General features: G+C 71.4%; 16 protein-coding genes. 10 read left to right on the top strand and 6 right to left on the bottom strand.

The features are described from left to right. Positions 1-629 precede the first annotated feature (629 nt). From PKE99_RS04630 to PKE99_RS04600, 7 genes are all read left to right on the top strand, one after another. Positions 630-1,925 (top strand): MFS transporter, encoded by a 1,296-nt coding sequence (locus PKE99_RS04630; protein ID WP_051737178.1) that lies wholly within the window; start codon positions 630-632, stop codon positions 1,923-1,925. A gap of 93 nt (positions 1,926-2,018) precedes the next feature. Further along, positions 2,019-2,498, top strand: coding sequence for a MaoC family dehydratase (locus PKE99_RS04625; protein WP_269322973.1), 480 nt, complete (start codon positions 2,019-2,021; stop codon positions 2,496-2,498). After that, entirely contained in the window at positions 2,495-3,292 is a 798-nt protein-coding gene (locus PKE99_RS04620) for an enoyl-CoA hydratase (protein ID WP_037043763.1), read from the top strand. The genes PKE99_RS04625 and PKE99_RS04620 overlap by 4 nt, the downstream gene beginning before the upstream one ends. A 28-nt stretch (positions 3,293-3,320) precedes the next feature. Then, positions 3,321-4,865, top strand: coding sequence for an AMP-binding protein (locus PKE99_RS04615; protein WP_037043765.1), 1,545 nt, complete (start codon positions 3,321-3,323; stop codon positions 4,863-4,865). Positions 4,866-4,891: 26 nt separating this feature from the next. Further along, complete coding sequence (locus tag PKE99_RS04610; RefSeq protein WP_037043768.1) at positions 4,892-5,275, top strand: nuclear transport factor 2 family protein; 384 nt, start codon at positions 4,892-4,894, stop codon at positions 5,273-5,275. Positions 5,276-5,300: 25 nt separating this feature from the next. Further along, positions 5,301-7,823 (top strand): AAA family ATPase, encoded by a 2,523-nt coding sequence (locus PKE99_RS04605; RefSeq protein WP_271214841.1) that lies wholly within the window; start codon positions 5,301-5,303, stop codon positions 7,821-7,823. Between the two features lie 43 nt (positions 7,824-7,866). Further along, positions 7,867-8,160 (top strand): hypothetical protein, encoded by a 294-nt coding sequence (locus tag PKE99_RS04600; protein WP_156067416.1) that lies wholly within the window; start codon positions 7,867-7,869, stop codon positions 8,158-8,160. A gap of 11 nt (positions 8,161-8,171) precedes the next feature. Here the strand turns inward: PKE99_RS04600 and PKE99_RS04595 are convergent, their stop codons facing one another. Genes PKE99_RS04595 through PKE99_RS04575 form a run of 5 tightly spaced genes read right to left on the bottom strand, consistent with a single transcriptional unit; the run spans position 8,172 to position 14,203 of the window. Next, positions 8,172-9,308, bottom strand: coding sequence for a CaiB/BaiF CoA transferase family protein (locus PKE99_RS04595; RefSeq protein ID WP_037043772.1), 1,137 nt, complete (start codon positions 9,306-9,308; stop codon positions 8,172-8,174). 11 nt (positions 9,309-9,319) lie between these two features. Next, positions 9,320-10,111, bottom strand: a complete 792-nt coding sequence (locus tag PKE99_RS04590) for an enoyl-CoA hydratase/isomerase family protein (RefSeq protein ID WP_037043774.1) — start codon at positions 10,109-10,111, stop codon at positions 9,320-9,322. Next, entirely contained in the window at positions 10,108-12,006 is a 1,899-nt protein-coding gene (locus PKE99_RS04585) for an acetoacetate--CoA ligase (protein ID WP_037043778.1), read from the bottom strand. Before PKE99_RS04585 ends, PKE99_RS04590 begins: the two co-directional genes overlap by 4 nt. After that, entirely contained in the window at positions 12,003-12,971 is a 969-nt protein-coding gene (locus PKE99_RS04580; RefSeq protein WP_063739717.1) for a hydroxymethylglutaryl-CoA lyase, read from the bottom strand. Before PKE99_RS04580 ends, PKE99_RS04585 begins: the two co-directional genes overlap by 4 nt. Then, complete coding sequence (locus PKE99_RS04575) at positions 12,971-14,203, bottom strand: acetyl-CoA hydrolase/transferase family protein (RefSeq protein WP_051737181.1); 1,233 nt, start codon at positions 14,201-14,203, stop codon at positions 12,971-12,973. Before PKE99_RS04575 ends, PKE99_RS04580 begins: the two co-directional genes overlap by 1 nt. 186 nt (positions 14,204-14,389) lie before the next feature. On the opposite strand from PKE99_RS04575, the gene PKE99_RS04570 reads away from it, so the two are divergent. Beyond that, a complete protein-coding gene (locus PKE99_RS04570) occupies positions 14,390-15,001 on the top strand; it encodes a TetR/AcrR family transcriptional regulator (protein WP_051737182.1) in 612 nt (203 codons plus the stop codon). Between the two features lie 18 nt (positions 15,002-15,019). Here the strand turns inward: PKE99_RS04570 and PKE99_RS04565 are convergent, their stop codons facing one another. After that, positions 15,020-15,841, bottom strand: a complete 822-nt coding sequence (locus tag PKE99_RS04565; RefSeq protein ID WP_156067420.1) for an SDR family NAD(P)-dependent oxidoreductase — start codon at positions 15,839-15,841, stop codon at positions 15,020-15,022. A 140-nt stretch (positions 15,842-15,981) separates the two neighbouring features. On the opposite strand from PKE99_RS04565, the gene PKE99_RS04560 reads away from it, so the two are divergent. Both PKE99_RS04560 and PKE99_RS04555 read left to right on the top strand, forming a co-directional pair. After that, positions 15,982-16,899, top strand: coding sequence for an SDR family NAD(P)-dependent oxidoreductase (locus PKE99_RS04560; protein WP_037043780.1), 918 nt, complete (start codon positions 15,982-15,984; stop codon positions 16,897-16,899). A gap of 1 nt (position 16,900) precedes the next feature. Continuing rightward, a complete protein-coding gene (locus PKE99_RS04555; RefSeq protein ID WP_037043782.1) occupies positions 16,901-18,070 on the top strand; it encodes a thiolase family protein in 1,170 nt (389 codons plus the stop codon).

Here is an 18,070-nt window from a genome sequence, read left to right as displayed (position 1 = left end):
GGCGGGGTAGGGCGGGCGCGGAGGGGCACCTGCGCAGCCACGCCCCGTCGAACACCGCGGCGGTCGCGTCGGGCTTCTCCCGGAAACCGGGCAGCAGCGTGGGGCGACACACGACGGGCTCGCCCTCGCCCCCCCGGGGAGGTCCTCGGCTGTGGCCAGGTCGATCGTCGTGAACACGGCGAGCACTGACAGGTCCGCCACCCCGGACCGGCCAGCCATCTTCGGCTGCATGACGGTGGTCGACATCAGCTCGGTCGCGTCCTCCGGGCGGCTCATCGTGAGACCGGCGCCGGACTCGGTCATGCCGTAGCCGGTGAGAATCTCCGTGCTCCCAGTAGCGTCCTCGCCTTGTCCCGGACCCACGACATCGAGGGGCCGCCGCCGCCGAGAGCGCGGCGAGGAGGGACTGCGGACGCACCTCGCTGCGCTCGGCCTCCTAGAGGATCGCGTCGGTCATCGCCGGCGCTGCGTCCCAGCTGGGTCTGCCGGCAGGAGCGACGACCTGATTCCCCTGCCGTCCGTCCGATCGCGGACCGGTGCGGGAGGTCGCGTTTTCCTCGCGAAATGTAGCCAATCCGGGCGCCACTGCTTATCGTCCGACTGGTCGGTTGTCCACAAGGAGGTTGGCAATGGCCGAGGTCGATACGGAAGGCGCAGCCGTGCCCGCGGTGCGGCGTGCCGCCCGGCGGGTCGCGGTGGCGAGCATCGTCGGGACGACGATGGAGTTCTACGACTTCACCATCTACGGCCTGGCGTCCGCGCTGGTCTTCGGGGACGTGTTCTTCCCTGCGGTGAGTCCGAGCGTCGGGGTGCTCTCCTCGTTCGCCACGTTCGGCGTCGGCTTCCTCGCGCGCCCGCTGGGCGGGATCCTGTTCGGCCACCTCGGGGACCGGATCGGCCGCAAGAAGGTTCTGGTCGCGACCCTGCTGATGATGGGTGGGGCGACGGTGCTGATCGGGTGCCTGCCCTCCTTCGGCACGATCGGCTTCTGGGCGCCCACCTTGCTCGTCCTGCTGCGCCTGGCGCAGGGCCTCGCCTACGGCGGCGAGTGGGGCGGTGCCGTGCTGATGTCGTTCGAGCACGTGCCGCCGCAGCGGCGCGGGTTCTTCGCCAGCCTGCCGCAGACGGGGCTCTCCGCAGGCTCGATCCTCGGCAACCTGGCGTTCCTGCTGGTGGCGCTACTGCCCGATCCGCAGCTGCAGTCGTGGGGCTGGCGGATCCCGTTCTGGCTCGGGGCCGTCCTGGTGGTGATCGGGCTGGTCGTGCGGCGTCGGGTCGAGGAAAGCCCGGAGTTCCGGCGGACGGTCGAGGCGGACGACGTCCCGGCTGCACCGCTGCGCGCCGTGATCCGCAGCCATCCGCGGCAGATCCTGCTGGCGGCCGGGGTCATGGCGGGCATCTCCGTCGGCACCTACGTGACCATCACCTACAGCATCAGCTTCGCGGGCGGGCTGGGTGTGGAGCATTGGAAGGTGCTCCTGGCGATCTTGGTCAGCAACGTGCTGCAGCTGGTCATGGTGCCGCTCGCGGGGGCCCTGTCCGACCGGTACGGCCGGCGCGCGGTCTTCCTGACCGGGATCGCGGTGTGGGCGCTGCTCTCGCTCGGCTTCCTTCCGGCCGTGTCGACCGGCCTGCTCCCGGTTGTACTGGTGGCGTACCTGGTCCCGTACGGCATCGGGTACGCGCTCACCCAAGGGCCCACGCCTGCGATGTTCGCCGAGGCCTTTGACAGCCGGGTCGGCTACTCCGGGATCTCGCTCGGCTTCCAGCTCGGCAACCTGGTCGGAGGCTTCGCTCCGTTCCTGGCCGCGCTGGTCTACGAGGCGGTCGGCGAGGCGGTGCTGGGGGTCTGCGTGTGCGTGCTGCTGTTGCTCGCCGGCGTGTCGGCGTCTGCACTCGTCCGTCTGGCACCGGCCGCCAGGTGATCCGTCCGACTGGTCGGTTGATCTCAGATGGATCCGTACTTATCGTAAGCGGGCCGGCGCGGAGCAGCGCCGTCGGACGACGAAGGAGTGCACGTGGGTGACGGTGGCGGGCCGCGGATGTTCGCTTCGGCGACGGATCTCGTCGCCACCGCGGGAGAGGAACTCGGCCCCGGAGACTGGTTCACCGTCACGCAGGACGTGATCGACCGCTTCGCGGATGCGACGGGTGACCACCAGTGGATCCACGTCGATCCCGAGCGGGCGGCGCGGGAGGCGCCGGGCGGCACCACGATCGCCCACGGGATGCTGACCTTCTCCCTGCTGGGCACCCTGCAACCCTCCGTCTACCAGGTCGCGGCCCAGTCAATTCTGAATGTCGGCGCCAACCGGCTCCGCTTCCTCAGCCCGGTACCGGTCGACTCGCGGATCCGCCTGCGGGAGGGCGTGGTCGACGGGCAGGAGACGGCTGCGGGCCTTCGGGTCACGTCGTCCGTCACGATCGAGATCGAGGGAGCGCCGAAGCCGGCCATGGTCGCGGAGATCGTCTTCCTCTACCGGGACGATGTCGCGTGACCGAGCTGCGGGCCGAGCTCACCGAGGGGGTGCTGCGTCTGGTCCTGGACCGGCCGCAGCGGCTCAACGCCCTGACCGCCCCGATGCTCGACGCGTTGTGCGACCGGGTGGAGGAGGCCGAGGCCGACGCGGCCGTGCGCGCCGTCGTCCTCACCGGTGCGGGCCGTGCGTTCTGCGCGGGAGCGGACCTCCAGGCGGACTCGGGCAACACCGCCGACGGGCGCGCCGCGGGCCCCGTCGCCGGCCGTGAGGCCACACTCCAGGCGGCACACCGGGCGGTGGTGGCGCTGCGCAGGCTGCGCAAGCCCGTCGTCGCGGGGGTGAACGGGCCCGCCGTCGGTGTCGGGGTGGCGCTCACGCTGGCGTGCGATCTGGTCGTGGCGGACGAGTCGGCCTACTTCCTGCTGGCCTTCCGGGACGTCGGCCTGATGCCCGACGGCGGGCTCACCGCCCTGCTGCCCGCGGTCGTCGGGCGCACCCGGGCGTTGGAGATGTCCCTGCTCGGGGAACGGGTCCCCGCCGCGACGGCACAGGAGTGGGGGATGGTCACCCGCGTGGCCGAGGCCGGCCGCTTCGACGAGGTGCTCTACACCGTCGCGCGGCGCGTCGCCGAGGGGCCGACCATGGCCCACGGGTTCACCAAACGGGCCGTCGACGACGCCATCCGCGGACTGCTCGCCGAGGCCATGGAACGTGAGATCGACTCGGTCGGCGTGCTCACCGGCACGGCCGACCATGCCGAGGGCGTGGCGGCCTTCCGCGAGCGCCGCCCGCCGGTGTTCCGGGGCGCCTGAGCGCCCCGCCGACCGAAGGAGCGCGGCGATGGAGCCGTCCCGGACCCTGACCGACGCCGTCGTGATCGACGGGCGGCGGCGTTCCCGCGACTCGGTCCGCGAGCGGGGCGCACGCGCCGCGACCACCTTCGACGCTCTCGGTGTCGGCCCCGAGCAGACCGTCGGACTCCTGCTGCGCAACGACTTCGCCTTCCTCGAGGCCACCATCGGAGCCGGCCTGAGTGGGCGGTTCAGCGTGCCGATGAACTGGCACAACACCCCCCAAGAGCTCGACCACCTGCTGCGGGACAGCGCGCCTGCGGTGGTCATCGGCCACGCCGATCTGCTGCTCGCGGCCTCGTCCGTGCTGCCACCGGTGCCCGTCCTCGTGGTCCCGGTCGAGGGCCGGGCACCGGGGGAGTGTCCCGACGAGCGGCGGGCCCTCGCCGAGATCCCCGGCGCGCGGCCGTGGGCGGCGACGGTCGACGCCCACGAGCCCGCCGACGGCACGTTCGACGGCAACCTGGGCGCGATCATCTACACCTCGGGCACCACGGGGAGACCCAAGGGCGTCTACCGCTACCCCATGGACGGGGCGATCCTCGACGGGTTCACGGCCGCGCAGGAGATGATCTTCGGCATGGGTCCGGGCGCCCGCGGCCTCGTCCTCGGACCCCTGTACCACTCCTCGCCGGACTCCAGTGCACGTCGTGCCCTCGCGCGCGCCGACCTGCTGGTGATGCAGTCGCGCTTCGATCCCGAGGGGGTCCTCGCGGCGATCGAGGAGTACGGGATCACCGACATCGTCATGGTGCCGACGATGTTCGTGCGGCTGCTCGCGCTGCCCGAGGAGGTCCGCGACCGCTACGACGTGTCGACGCTGCGATCGGTGACCCACACCGGCGGGCCGTGCCCGGTCGAGATCAAACGCCGCATGATCACCTGGTGGGGCCCGGTGATCAACGAGACCTACGGCGGGACGGAGATGGGCTGCGCCTTCTTCTGCCGGTCCGACGAGTGGCTGCGTAAGCCGGGAACCGCGGGCCGCCCGCTGGAGGGGCTGACCTTCGAGCTCGTCGGAGCGGACGGGTCCCCTGTGCCGCCGGGCGAGGTCGGCGAGATCTACGCGCGCAACCGGTTCTACGGGGACTTCACCTACCTGGGACGCGACGACCAGCGGGCGGAGGTGGCCCGCGGCGAGCTGATCACCCTGGGCGACATGGGCTACGTCGACGCCGACGGATACCTGTTCCTGACCGACCGCAAGCGGGACATGATCATCTCGGGCGGTGTGAACATCTACCCCGCGGAGATCGAGGCCGCGCTGATCCTGCTCGACGGCGTCGCCGACTGTGCCGTGTTCGGCGTTCCGGACGAGGAGTTCGGCGAGTCCATCGTGGCCGCCGTCCAGCTCGTGCCCGGTGTCGTCCTGACCGAGGGTGAGGTGCAAGAGCGTCTCCGCCGCGTGCTCAGTGCCTACAAGGTCCCGCGCCGGGTGGAGTTCCACGACCGCCTGCCCCGCGAGGAGACCGGGAAGATCTTCAAGCGGAAGCTGCGCGACCCCTACTGGGCGGGCCGTTCCCGGGCCGTCTGATCCACCCGTCCACACCAGGAGGAACCATGGCCGATCACCGTGCAACGATCACCGAACTCTACCGGATGCTGGACGCCTCGGACCGAGCGTCCGTCGGTCGCCTGTTCACCGGTGAGGTCGAGTTCCGGTTCGGCAACTCACAGCCGGGCCGCGGGGACGAGGCGCTGTTCGCCGTCGGGCGCAGGCTGCGCGCCGTGGCCCCGGAGGTTCTCCACGACCTGCGCACCGTGTTCGTCGACGCCGAGGCGGACGTCGCGGTTGCGGAGATCGACATGACCTACCGCGGTCCCGACCGTGTCCTTGAGGCCCCCGCGACCGCGGTCTTCCGCTTCGACCAGGCCGGGCTGATCACCCACTACCACGTCTACCTCGACATCTCTCCGCTCGGACTGGACACCTCGACCTGGTGACGCTGCGTCCGCTTGGCGCATCGACATGTCGTCCTGCTGCGCCGTCCACTCACGCTGCGGAGATCGCCTGCGTCGTCTGATATCACTCTGCGTGTGCTGTTCGTGTCTGCGGCGCGACGGAGTGGGGGCCGGTGGGGTGTTGTCGGAAGTCACGTTCGCGGAGATCGCCGATCTCGTTCGTCGGGAGGTCGAGCGGGGGTACGAGTCCGAGAAGCAGGAGGGCCGTCGGCGCCTCCTCGGTGTCGTCGATGGCTTGGCAGCCGACGAGGGCGATGACGTGGATGCCCGCGCGGTTCAGGGCCGAACCTGGCGGGTCGCCCAGATCGAGGTCTCGGGGATCGGTGGCATCAGCCGACTCGTCCCGTCCCCCGTGACGTTCCTGCCCGTCCGAGGGATCACCGTCATCCGCGGTCTGAACGGGCAGGGAAAGACCAGTCTCGCTCGGGCCCTGGAGTGCGCGCTGAGCGGTCGCCGAGACCTCGCCGACGAGGTCTCCGGAGAGCTGTGGAACGCCGCGCTGCTCACCCAGGGCAGTGCCGTCGGGACGGTCTCTGTCGGGCTGGTCAGCGGATCGGCGCGGCTGGACGTGACGGTCGACTTCCCGCGCGACGGTGAGGCGGGCATTCGCGCCGCCCTCGACGAGGGCTCGGGAGCGGAACCGGTCGTGCTCGGCAGTGGTTGGCAGCGCGCCCTCGCCGCGGCACGGGCGAGCTACAGCTACGGCGCGCTGCAGAGCAGGTTGGTGGAGTCCCGTGCGCTCCAGGGCTTCCTCGAGGAGCTCCTGCTCCTCGGACCCGCGTGGGAACAGGTCAGGGCCGCCGTGAGCGATCGTGCCGAGCGGGCGACCGAGGCGAAGCGCACGGTCGAGAACGCCCTGACAGCCGGGAAGCGGCGAGAGCGGGAGATTCGGGAGCGGATCAGCGCCCATGGAGTTGTGGACCCGCCACCGTCGATCCTCTGGCCGCGGGTTCAAGCGGGCCTCGACGCCGATGCGTGGCTGCGAAGCCTCGACCTGGGCGCCGAGTCCAACGGATCGGTACGGGTGTCGGGTGACCACGAACAGCGGATCGCGGACATCAGGTGCGCGCTCATCGACGCCGAGGCGCGGCTCGACCTCGCCGAGCAGGCGCTCGATGCTCCTGGCATCGCCGGTGCGGCCCACCACATCGAGCAGATCCTCGCCATCGACGCTATCGACGACGCGGTCTGCCCGCTCTGCGGTGCCGCGTCCGCGTGGCGTGACCATGCCCGCGAGGTCGTCGCAGGCCTGCGCGACCGCTCCGAGGCGGCAGGCCTCGTCATGGGGGCTCTGACGGACCTGCGGGACTGGGCCACCGCGGAGCTGGAGCCGCTCCTGGCGAGCGAGATCACGGGTGGCCCCGAGGCCGAGCTCACGGCGTTCCGCGAGGCCACGGCGCAGGGATGTCACGCCCGCTCAGCCGCTCACGCGTGTGCCGGACCACTGCTCGCGGCGGTGACGTCGCAGCCGTACCGCGACTGGCTGGAGACGATGCGGTCGTGGTCGCAGGCCGCGGTCGCTTGGCGAGACGAGCTCGTGACGATCACCCGAACGTGCGCGGACGTGATGCGGGAGAACATGGCTGCCGCCGCCGACGCCGGAGTGTGGAAGAAGGCGCAGGACACGCTCGACGATCTCCAGCTCACTCTTCGGCAGAGGCGTCAGGACGCGGTCACCCGGCAGATGCACGCGGCGTTGACCAGGATGCTGCCGGACGCCGCCGTCGAGCTCAGCGCCATCCGGCACCAGGGCACCATCAAGCAACAGCGGGGTGTCGACGTCACTCTCACCATCGGCGGGCAGGAGGCGACGCTCGGGATGTTGAGCAGCGGCCAGCGCAACGCGCTCCTGCTGACTCCGCTGACCGTCCTGGACGGCGCCGCGCCCTTCGGCTTCCTCGTCGTCGACGACCCGGTGCACGCGCTGGACGACACCCGCGTGGACCTCCTCGCCCAGGAGTTCAGCCGGCTCGCCGGCGAACGGCAGGTGATCGTGTTGACCCACGATCCCAGGCTCGAGGAGCACCTGCGCGCCCGCCACGCCGACCTCACCGTGGTGGAGCTGTACCGCGATCCCGTCGCCCGGACGGTGTCCTGGACCCGCCACACCGAGCCCTGGCAGTCACTTCTCGACGACGCCCGAGAAATCAGGAAGAGCGCCACGACGGACGGCTGGGCCTACACGGAACCCCTGATGTCCGTCGTGGCCGGTCTGTGTCGCACAGCGGTGGACGGCGCCATCCGGCAGGCCACGATCACCCGCGCGGTACAGCGTTCCGAGGACGTCGAGCAGGCTCTGACGGACCTGGCGGATGCGCTCACGACCGGAGCGAGGATCAAGCTCGTGACGGCCTCGGCGGGCGGCAAGACCGAGTTGCCCGCCCTCGAGCGTGCGCGGGCGGGGCACCTGCGGTTCTGGAACGAAGGAGCGCACGGTCAGCTCGACGAGACCGTCGACCTCGACGCGGTTCTCGATGTCACCGAGGCCGCGTGCCGCGAGCTCGCCGATCACGACTGGGCGCAGGGCTGAGCCGGTGCGTCCGGCCGTCGACCGCCGCATACGCGTCCTCATCGTGCGCCGACGCCTGGAGGAGGTCGCCGCCACCCTCGTCGAACGGGCGACCGGGCGGCGTCCGGCGCAGCATCGGGTGGTGCGCCGGCGCCTTCTGCTGCTCTCGGCGGGGGTACCCGCCGAGCGGTGGCCCGGGGTGCACGCCGTCGCCAGGCAGGCCGCGAGCGTCTACGAGGCGACGTCGGCCGTCCTGCACAGCAACTGTGCCTTCGGGGACGTCCCGGAGCATCTCGTGAGGGAGTGGGAGGCCGTCGTCGTCCGGGCCGAGTCGGAGTGTCCCGCCGCCGGCGCCTGACGCGGGTCGGGTCAACTCGTCGCCGCGGCGATCTCCACCTCGGAGAGCCCGAACTCGGCGAGCACCGCGGCGGTGTCCGCGCCCGGGCGGTCGGCGTAGCCGTCGTCCGGGTGAGGCTCGACCAGGCCCGGGACCAGGGCGAACGACGCCGGCCCGGCGGAGGTCCACGCCTGCGCCCGCTGCCAGGCCTCCGGCACCGTCAGGACCGGGGTGACGGCCGCCCCGGCCAGGAGGGTGCACCATTCGTCGCGTTCGCGGGTCGCGAACACCTCGGCGAGTGCCTTCTCGAGCGCGGGCCACGTCTCCTGGTCGGCCTGGGTGTCCGCGTACTCGGTGAGCCCGGTGCCGCGGCACAGCTCGGCGTAGAACTTCGGCTCGATCGCGCCGACCGTGACCCAGCCGCCGTCTCGGGTGCGGTAGCTGCGGTAGTAGGGCGCGGCACCGTTGAGCATCCCGTGGCGCCACGACGGGTCGGGGGTGCCCGCCCGCGTCATCGCCTCGACCGGGGCGAGCATGGCCAGCACACTGCGGACCATCGCGACGTCGAGGTACTGGGCCTCGGAGCCCCGGCGGGCGCCGTGCAGGGCGCCGAGGATCGCGATCGCGGTGATGAGCCCGCCGCCCGCCAGGTCGGCGACCAGGTTCAGCGGGATGCCGGGCTCGTCCTCGCCGGACGAGGTCAGCGAGAGGACCCCGGCCTCGGAGAGGTAGTTGTTGTCGTGGCCGGGGCGCTGGGCGTCCGGGCCCTCCTGGCCGTACCCGGTGACCGCGCAGTAGACGACGTTCGGCCGCAGCCCGCGGGCCGTCTCGAAGCCGATGCCGAGGCGATCCGCCACGCCCGGCCGGAACCCCTCGACCACGACGTCCGCGCCGGCGATCAGGGCCTGTGCTGCTCGGCGCCCCGCGTCGGTGCGCAGGTCCAGCGCTACGGACCGACGACCCCGCCAGAAGGGGTGGTCGCCGTTGGCCCGTGCGCTCGCCGCCCGGTAGAGCGGCGACTCGCCGCCGCCGCCGGGCGGCTCGACGCTGATCACCCGGGCGCCGAGGTCGGCGAGGACGCGGGTGCCGAACAGACCCGGTGCGTAGCGGCTGAAGTCGACGACGGTGACGTCGTCGAGCGGGCGGGTGCGCACTGCTCCGCCGCTCACTCCTGAGCTGCTCACTTCTCGGCGGCCCAGCGCGGGGAGCGCTTCTCGGCGAAGGCGGCGAGGCCCTCCGCGGCGTCGGGCATGGTGAGCGCGACGCCCAGGTTCGCGTGCAGCAGGGCCAGGCGGGCCTGCGGCTCGTGGTCGACGATCTGGTAGAAGCTCGACCGGCCCAGGGCGATGGCCTGCGGGGAGACCGACCGGAACGCGCGCACGTACTCGGCGACCTGCTTGTCCAGTTGGTCGGCGGGCACGACATCGGTGAGGAAGCCGATCTCGGCGCCCCGGCGGGCGTCGACCCGCTCGCCGGTCATCATCAGCTTGAGGGCCTGCTTGGGCGGCATGGACCGGATCAGCGGCAGGCTGATCATGTAGGGCCACAGCCCGACCTTGACCTCGGGGGCGCCGAAGGTCGAGCGGTCCGAGGCGACGACGAGGTCGCAGGCCAGGGCGACGCCGAAACCCCCGGCCAAGCAGTAGCCGTCGACCCGGGCGATCGTCGGCTTGCCCGCCGCCCACAGCTTGCCGAAGAACGCGGCGAGGGCGCCGCGCCCCTGGTGCTCCGCCAGCAGGTCGTTCGGCGCGCCCATCTCCTTGAGGTCGCCGCCGGCGCAGAACGCCTTGTCACCCGCGCCGGTGATCACGATGCAGGCGGTCTCCGGGTCCGCGGCCGCGATGTCCACCGCGCGACCGAGCTCGGCGAGCACGACGTTGTTGAGCGCGTTGCGCTGCTCGGGGCGGTTGATGGTGACGAAGGAGGCACCGTCGCGGCGCTCCAGCAGGACGTAGGTGAAGGTCTCGCTCATGGGGCACTCCGTTCAACGGCGGCCGCGGCCGCCTCGACGACCGCAAACAGGGCCTCGGGGTTGCGCAGGGACTGGGGGTCGGCGACCTCGGCCGCCGTGGCGCCGAGCAGGAGCCGCTTGACCGGGATCTCGCACTTCTTGCCGGTCAGGGTGTAGGGGATCGCGGGGACCGCGACGACGGTGTCCGGGACGTGGCGGGGGGAGATGTCCGAGCGGACCAGGGTCCGGATCCTCGTGCGGAGGTCGTCGTCGAGCTCGGAGCCGTCGGCGAGCACGACGAACAGGGTGAGCTCGTCGGTGTCGACGACGAGCGCGTCCTCGATCTCGGGGACGTCGGCGAGGACGCGGTAGAACTCCGAGGTGCCCATCCGCACACCCCCGCGGTTCAGGGTGGCGTCCGAGCGGCCGGTGATCACGGCGCCGCCCTCGGCGGTGAACCGGACCCAGTCCCCGTGCCGCCACACCCCGGGGTACGTGGCGAAGTAGGTCTCGTGCATCCGGCTGCCGTTGTCGTCACCCCAGAAGCCCAACGGCATGGACGGCATCGCGGCGGTGACCACGAGCTCGCCGATCTCGTCGACCAGGGGCCTGCCCGCGGCGTCGAACGCCTCGGCGGCGACCCCGAGCATCCGGCCCTGCATCTCCCCGATCCGGACCGGCTGAAGCGGGTTCGGCCCGACGAACGCGGAGCAGACGTCCGTGCCGCCGCTGACCGAGGCGATCTTCACAGCGTGCCCGAGCGCGTCACCGAGGTCCCGTTGGGTGGGCTCTAGCAGCGGGGACCCGGTACTCCCGACGGTGTGCAGGTTCCGTCCGGCCCGCACGTGCCCGCCGTCGAGGGCGTTCTGGTAGAAGCCGGGACTGGCGCCGAAGACGTGCACCCCGTGGTCGTCGACGAGGGACCAGAGCCGGGCGGGGTCGGCGACCCCGTCGTAGAGCACCGCGGTGGCGCCCGCGAGCAGGGCGCCGACCTGGTAGTTCCACATCATCCAGGCCGTCGAGGTGTACCAGAACAGCCGCTGGCCCGCCCGCAGGTCGTTGTGCAGCACCAATGACTTGAGGTGCTCCAGGACGATCCCGCCGTGGCCCTGGACCATCGCCTTGGGGATGCCGGTGGTGCCGCTGGAGAACAGGATCCACAGCGGATGATCGAAGGGCACGTCGACCGGGTCGACCGGGGACCCGTCGAGCAGCTCGGCCCAGGGGCGCTGCCCGCCGCGCGGCTCGACCAGCCCCGAGGACACCTCGACGACCGCCGCGAGGGTGGGCAGTTGGGCTGCAGCCTCGACGAGCTTTTCCCGGACGTCGTGGACCCGGCCGTTGTAGCGGTAGGCGTCCGTGGTGAGCAGCACCGTCGGCTCGGTCTGGGCCAGCCGGGAGACGATCGACGCGGCGCCGAACTCGGGCGAGCAGAGCACCCAGACCGCCCCGAGGGAGACGGTGGCGAGGAACGCGACGACGGCCTCCCGGCGGGTGGGCAGCACCGCCGCGACCCGGTCGCCGCGGCCGACGCCCAGGGCAGCGAGGCCGCCGGCCACTCGCGCGACCTCCGCCCTCAGCTCGCCGAAGGTGGTACTGCCGGTCGTGCCGGTCTCGTCGCAGCACAGCAGCGCGAGCGCGCCGTCGTCGTGGGCGAGGGCCACTGAGGCGTAGCTCAGCTCTGCCCCCGGGAACCAGCGGGCGCCGGGCATGCGGTCGTCGGCCACCGCGGGACCCGCGGGTCGAGCGGGCAGCGCGGCGAAGTCCCACAACGCCGACCAGAACGCTGGTCGGTCGGCCACCGACCAGCGGTGCAGCGCGGCGTACTCGGTGGGGTCCGCCATCCCGACGGCTTCGGCGAACCGGTACATCTCAGAGCCCATGACGCGGTCCGCGGGGGGAACCCAGACGTTCATCGGGCGGGCACCGCCGGGCCGGTGCGCAGCACCTGGCTGCGCAGAGTGGTGCCGCAGACCCGCTCGACCAGCCGACCCGCGTCGAGCAGCAGGTCCAGGTCGATGCCGGTGCGGTAGCCCATGCGCTGGAGGACGGCGACGAGGTCCTCGGTGCACACGTTGCCGGACTCGCCGGAGTGGTTCTGCTCGACCGACGGCGGCTCGCCCCCGAGTCCGCCGAGCGAGGCGTCGACGACCCGCACGCCCGCGGCGATCGCGGCGAGGGTGTTGGCGATACCACTGCCCCGGGTGTCGTGGAAGTGCCCCACCAGACGCGCTTCGGGCAGCTCGCGGCCCAGCAGCGTGAACAGCTCCCAGGCGTGTCGCGGGTCGGCCATCCCGGTGGTGTCACCGAGCATGATCGTGCGGACCCCGCGGTCGTAGGCCCAGCGGGCGAGCTCCAGAACCCGCTCCCGCGCGACGACCCCTTCCAGCGGACAGCCGTAGGCGGTCGCCACGCAGAACAGCGGGGTCAGCGCCAGGTCGGCACACCGGTCGATCATCCGCGCGAGAGCCTCGAGGTGATCCGCGTGGGAACGGCGCAGGTTGGCGAGGTTGTGCGCCTCGCTGGCCGAGATCGGGAACCCGCAGATGTCGATCGTCTCGCGCAGCAGCGGGTTCGCCGCAATCCGGTCGAAGCTCCGCGTGTTCACGGTGAGTACCCGGACGGTGGCCTTGAGGCCCGCCTCGTGCATGCGCACGAGCAGTTCCTCGGCGTCGCCGAACTGGGTCGTCGCCTTCGGGGACACGAAGGAGGTCGCGTCGACCTCGGACACGCCCGAGGCCAGCGCAGCCGCGATTACTGCGAGCTTGTCGTCGGTGGATACGGTCGACGACCAACCCTGGATCCCGTCCCGGGGCCAGACCTCACAGAGGGTGACCTCCGCGGCGTCGATCAGGGTGGGGTCGGGCGGAAGCACTGTCATCAGTCCTCCAGGGACGAGCGGAAGGAGGGGTGGGCGACGCGGGCCAGCTCGCGGCGTCGCTCCGGGACCGTCTTGTCCCGCAGGTCCGCGACGCCGAACTCGGTGACGACGAACTGCGTGGAGTCCCGGGGCAACGAGACGGTCGCCGCGTCCAGGTTCGGCACGATGCGCGACACGGTGCCCCGGGCGGCGGTCGCCCGCAGCGCCACGATCCCCTGGTTCCCGGGCCACACCGCGGCTCGGGAGTAGTCGATCGCGCCACCGACGGCTCCGACGTGGCGCCCGCCGATGTACTCCGTGTTCACCTGACCGAAGACGTCCACGGAGAGGGCCGAGTTGATGCAGGTCAGGTTCGGGACCCCGAGCAGGGCGGCCGCCGCGTGGGTGCTCTCGCCGCCGACCATCTCGACGTTCGGGTTGTCCGCCACGAAGTCGTAGAGCTGCTGGTCGCCCAGCACCTCGCCGACGAGCGACGGCCCGTTGGCCAGGCAACCCGCGGCGTGCAGGTCGACCAGGCCGGAAGTCGCCGAGCCGTGGACCCGCAGGTCCCGGCGACCCTCCTTGGCGAGCTGTGCGTACACGGCGTCCGGGATCGAGCCGACCCCCGCCTGCAGCGTCCGGGCGTCGGTGACCAGGCTCGCCACATGCTCGGCGATGACCGCGTCGACCTCGGCCGGCGGCCGGCGCGGGTAGCCCGGCACCGGATGGTCGACGTGCAGAACCCCCGCCAGCTCGCTCGCGTGGATCCGCTCACCGCGGGTGCACGGCATCTGGGCGTTGACCTCGGCAATCACCAGCCGGGCCGCTCGGGCTGCCGCGGCGCTGTAGCTCGAGCTCACCCCGAAGCTGTGCCAGCCGTCCGTATCGGCGGGGGAGAGCTGGACGAGCAGGACGTCCGGCTCAGCCCGGTGGGCCAGCCAGTCGACGACTTGTGCCCAGCTCATCGGCAGGTACTCGACGCGGTCCGCGGGCACCTCCTGCCCGGGCGCCGTGCCCGGGGGGAACCAGGTGCGGAACCGTACCGACGGCGCGTCGAGCACCGCGTAGTCGGAGAAGAACATCCCGGCGGCGAGGTCCACCCGGGACAGGGAGCGGGCGCGGACGCCGAGCGCGCGCAGCAGGTGTCGTGGCTGCGTGCCGAGGGCGGCGGCGACCACGAGGGCGCCGTCCTCGACCATCTCGAGAAGCTCGCGCGCCCGGCTGGTGTGCTCGTCGGACTCTTCGGACCCCATCGCCCTCTTCCATTCCCCGTCCGGCCGGTCGGTCGAATTGACCCTAGGCGGGGACGCGGCAGCGGTCAATCTTCCCTCGTCGGTTGCTGTTTCGGCATGGGAGATGGACAGATCACGGTCGGTGAGGTTGACTTGCGGTCCCCGGTGTCGACCGGCGGGATGTCGGCGAGGACGACGGGTGGAGACGTGACCAACGGAAGGCAGGGGGCGGCGGTGTCGAAGGCGGACGAGCGGCGCCTGAACATCGTCAACCGCTCCGCGCTGCTGTTCGACCGCAAGGGCGCGGACCAGGTCAGCATGTCCGACATCGCGGAGGACGTGGGACTCGCGAAGCCGAGCCTCTACCACTACTTCTCGTCCAAGGACGAGATCCTGAACTCCATCCATGTCAACACCATCGAGTTCTTGCTGGACGGGATTCGCCGGCGTCGCGCGACCGACGCGAGCCCGGACGTCGTGCTCCGCGGGGTCCTCGGTGACATCTTCTCGCTGATGGAGACCCATCCGGGGCACATCCGAGTGTTCTTCGAGAGTGCCCGACGGCTACCCCCGGACCTCCTCGAGCCCGTCCGCAAGCGCGAGCGGGAGTACGACCAGCTGGTCCTGGAGACCATCGAGCAGGCAATCGAAGACGGGTACTTCCGAGCAGTGAACTCGCGGTCGGCCGCGTTCGCCTTCTTCGGCATGGCCAACTGGGCGGCGCACTGGTATCGCCCTGGCGGCACCAAGCGCGCCGAGCAGTTCGCGGAGGAGTTCTTCGACCTGTTCCTCAACGGCGTGACCGCTCGCCGCCGCTGAGCGGCGGGCGGCCTCGACTCACGCGGTCAGGCCGCCGTCGATCGTGTAGCAGCTGCCGGTCACGAACGAGGCCTCCGGGCTGAGAAGCCACCCGACGAGGTTGGCCACCTCCTCGGGAGTGCCCATCCGATCGATCGGCCGCGAGCTGATCTCCTCCTCCTGCGAGCCCAGGGCGGCGAGCGGGCCGACCATCGGTGTGTCGATCCGTCCCGGGCAGATGGCGTTGACCCGGATGCCACGACCGGCGACCTCCTTGGCGACGGCACGGGTGAGTCCCACCACCGCGTGCTTGCTCATCGTGTAGGAGACCAACCCGGCGGAGCCCTGGAGGCCGGCCCCGGACGCGGTGTTCACGGCGGCGGCCGGCAGACCCGCCCGCAGGGCGTGCCGCACGAACTCCCGCAGGACCAGGAAGGCCCCGCGCGTGTTGACCCTCATCGACCGGTCGAACGCCGCGATCTCGGTCGTCTCGAACGGCCCGATCCCGTCGAGGACGCCGGCGTTGTTGTGCAGGTTGTCGACGCGCCCGAATCGGGCGGTCGCCGCGTCGAAGAGGCCGGCCACGGCGTCCTCGTCCGCCACGTCGGCGGCGAGCAGCAGGACCTGCTCGTCCGGCAGGTCGCCATGGGCGGCCTCGAGGCGGTCCTTGGCCAGGTCGACCAGCACGAGACGGTGGCCGCGACCGGCCAGCAAGCGGGTCACGGCCGCGCCGATGCCGCTCGCCGCTCCCGTGATCAGCGTGATGGGTGAGGTGGTGGCGATGCTCATCTGCTCTCCGAACGTCATCGTGTCGACCGGCTGGTCGGTCGGAATACTTGTCGTCTGCGCGAGAGCCGTCAAGCGGCTCGGGCACCCCGGCGCGTGGTGGGACGTCGGTCCACGGTCTTGACGGTGAACGAAGGAGCCTCTTACTGTCGTCCCAACCGACTGGGCGGTCGAAAAGCGCCCGGTTCGTGCTTCCGGAGAGGACGTGCAAGACGTTGAGCATCGATTTCACCGGTCGGGTGGCCGTGGTGACCGGAGCGGGGGGCGGCCTCGGTCGTTCCCACGCGCTGCTGCTCGCGGCACGCGGCGCGAAGGTCGTGGTGAACGACATCGGCGGTGCCGTGGGCGGGACAGGCACCGACGCCACCCCGGCCGACCGGGTTGTCGAGGAGATCCGGGCCGCAGGCGGCGAGGCGGTGGCGAACTACGACAGTGTCTCCGACCCGGCGGGTGCCGCGCGGATCGTGCAGACCGCCGTCGACTCGTTCGGCACGCTGGACATCCTGATCAACAACGCGGGCATCCTGCGTGACAAGTCGTTCGGCAAGACCGACCTGGCGGACTTCCGCGCCGTGCTCGAGGTGCACCTGCTGGGCACCGTGTACTGCACCCACGCGGCGTGGCCGGTGATGAACGCCGCCAAGTACGGCCGGATCGTCGTCACCACGTCCATCGCGGGGACCTCGGGCAACTTCGGGCAGAGCGCCTACGGCACCGCGAAGCTCGGCATGGTCGGGCTGATGAACTCGCTGGCGATCGAGGGCGCGCGCAACAACGTCCTGGTGAACGCCATCTCCCCAGGCGCGGCGACCCGGATGACCGACGGGCTCAACCCGCCCGCTCTCGACAAGTACCTGCACGCCGAGCTGGTTTCCGCCGGAGTGGCGTACCTGGCCAGCGAGGAGTGCACGGCGACCGGGCAGATCCTGCAGGCCGTGGCGGGCGGCTACGCACGGCTGCACATGTTCGAGACCGAGGGCGTCCAGTTCGACCCGGCCGAGCCGCTGACGCCGGAGATGGTGGCGGACCGCTACGAGGAGATCGCCGACCTCAAGACCGCGACGCCCACCACCCCGGGCATCGCCGGGCGCACCGAGCAGCGCTTGCGCGCCATCGGGCGCTGGGACGACTGAGATGGGCGCGCACGACGGGGCATGCATCGTCGGGGCCTACGAGCACCCGACCCGCAAGGCGCCCGACAAGACCCTCGCGCGGCTGCACGCCGAGGTCGCCGCGGGCGCACTCGCCGACGCCGGGCTCGGCTTCGCCGACGTCGACGGCTACTTCACCTCCGGGGACACCCCCGGCCACGGACCGATGGGCATGGCCGAGTACCTGGGCATCCGGCCGCGGCACGTGGCCGCGGTGGACACCGGTGGCTCGTCGTACGTGATCGCCGTCAGCCACGCCGCTCAGGCCATCGCTGCCGGGCGTTGTGACGTCGCACTCATAACCCTGGCGGGCCGGCCACGGACCGGGGCCTTCGTCGCCGGGGAGGGGGCGTTCCTCGAGGACCCAGAGCACCCGGTCACCCCGTACGAGCTGCCCTACGGGTGGAACATCGTCAATCTCTACGCACTGTCCGCGATGCGGCACATGTACGAGTTCGGCACCACGGCCGAGCAGCTCGCCTGGGTCAAGGTCGCGGCGTCCCACCACGCTCAGCACAACGAGAACGCCATGTTGCGGAAGCTGGTCACCGTCGACGACGTGCTGGCCTCGCCGATGATCTCGGACCCGCTGCACCGGCTCGACTGCTGCGTGATCTCCGACGGCGGGGGCGCGGTCGTGCTGGCTCGTCCCGAGATCGCTCGTGAGCTGGACCGGCCCGTGGTGGCGGTGCGGGGAGCGGGCGAGGCGTTGCAGAACGGCGGCGGTGGGCGGATCGACCTGGTGTCCACCGCCGGTCGGCGGTCGTCCGCCCGTGCGTTCGAGGAGGCGAAACTGACGCCGGCCGACGTGCAGTACGCCTCCCTGTACGACAGCTTCACCATCACGGTCGTGATGCAGCTCGAGGACCTCGGGTTCTGTGAGAAGGGCAAGGGTGGCGCGTTCGTCGCGGACGGCAACCTCATCTCGGGGGTGGGGAGCCTGCCGGTCAACACGGACGGCGGTGGGCTCTGCAACAACCATCCTGCCAACCGAGGTGGGATGACCAAGGTCATCGAGGCCGTCCGCCAGCTTCGTGGCGAGGCACATCCCGCGGTCCAGGTCCCCAACTGTTCGATCGCGCTCGCCCACGGCACCGGCGGCTACCTGAGCACCCGGCACGGGAGCGGCACAGTACTGCTCGAGAGGATCTGA

It is taken from the genome of Pseudonocardia halophobica, from assembly GCF_027922425.1.
Classification (GTDB): domain Bacteria; phylum Actinomycetota; class Actinomycetes; order Mycobacteriales; family Pseudonocardiaceae; genus Pseudonocardia; species Pseudonocardia halophobica.
Note: the sequence above shows the minus strand (reverse complement) of the source record. Positions and strands in the feature narration are given on the sequence as shown.

Excerpts from the sequence above, each read along its gene's own strand:
- PKE99_RS04555 (WP_037043782.1), top strand. The coding sequence starts at position 16,901 with ATGGGCGCGCACGACGGGGCATGCATCGTCGGGGCCTACGAGCACCCG.
- PKE99_RS04580 (WP_063739717.1), bottom strand. The coding sequence starts at position 12,971 with ATGACAGTGCTTCCGCCCGACCCCACCCTGATCGACGCCGCGGAGGTC.
- PKE99_RS04615 (WP_037043765.1), top strand. The coding sequence starts at position 3,321 with ATGGAGCCGTCCCGGACCCTGACCGACGCCGTCGTGATCGACGGGCGG.
- PKE99_RS04575 (WP_051737181.1), bottom strand. The coding sequence starts at position 14,203 with ATGGGGTCCGAAGAGTCCGACGAGCACACCAGCCGGGCGCGCGAGCTT.
- PKE99_RS04610 (WP_037043768.1), top strand. The coding sequence starts at position 4,892 with ATGGCCGATCACCGTGCAACGATCACCGAACTCTACCGGATGCTGGAC.
- PKE99_RS04630 (WP_051737178.1), top strand. The coding sequence starts at position 630 with ATGGCCGAGGTCGATACGGAAGGCGCAGCCGTGCCCGCGGTGCGGCGT.
- PKE99_RS04605 (WP_271214841.1), top strand. The coding sequence starts at position 5,301 with ATGTCGTCCTGCTGCGCCGTCCACTCACGCTGCGGAGATCGCCTGCGT.
- PKE99_RS04585 (WP_037043778.1), bottom strand. The coding sequence starts at position 12,006 with ATGAACGTCTGGGTTCCCCCCGCGGACCGCGTCATGGGCTCTGAGATG.
- PKE99_RS04590 (WP_037043774.1), bottom strand. The coding sequence starts at position 10,111 with ATGAGCGAGACCTTCACCTACGTCCTGCTGGAGCGCCGCGACGGTGCC.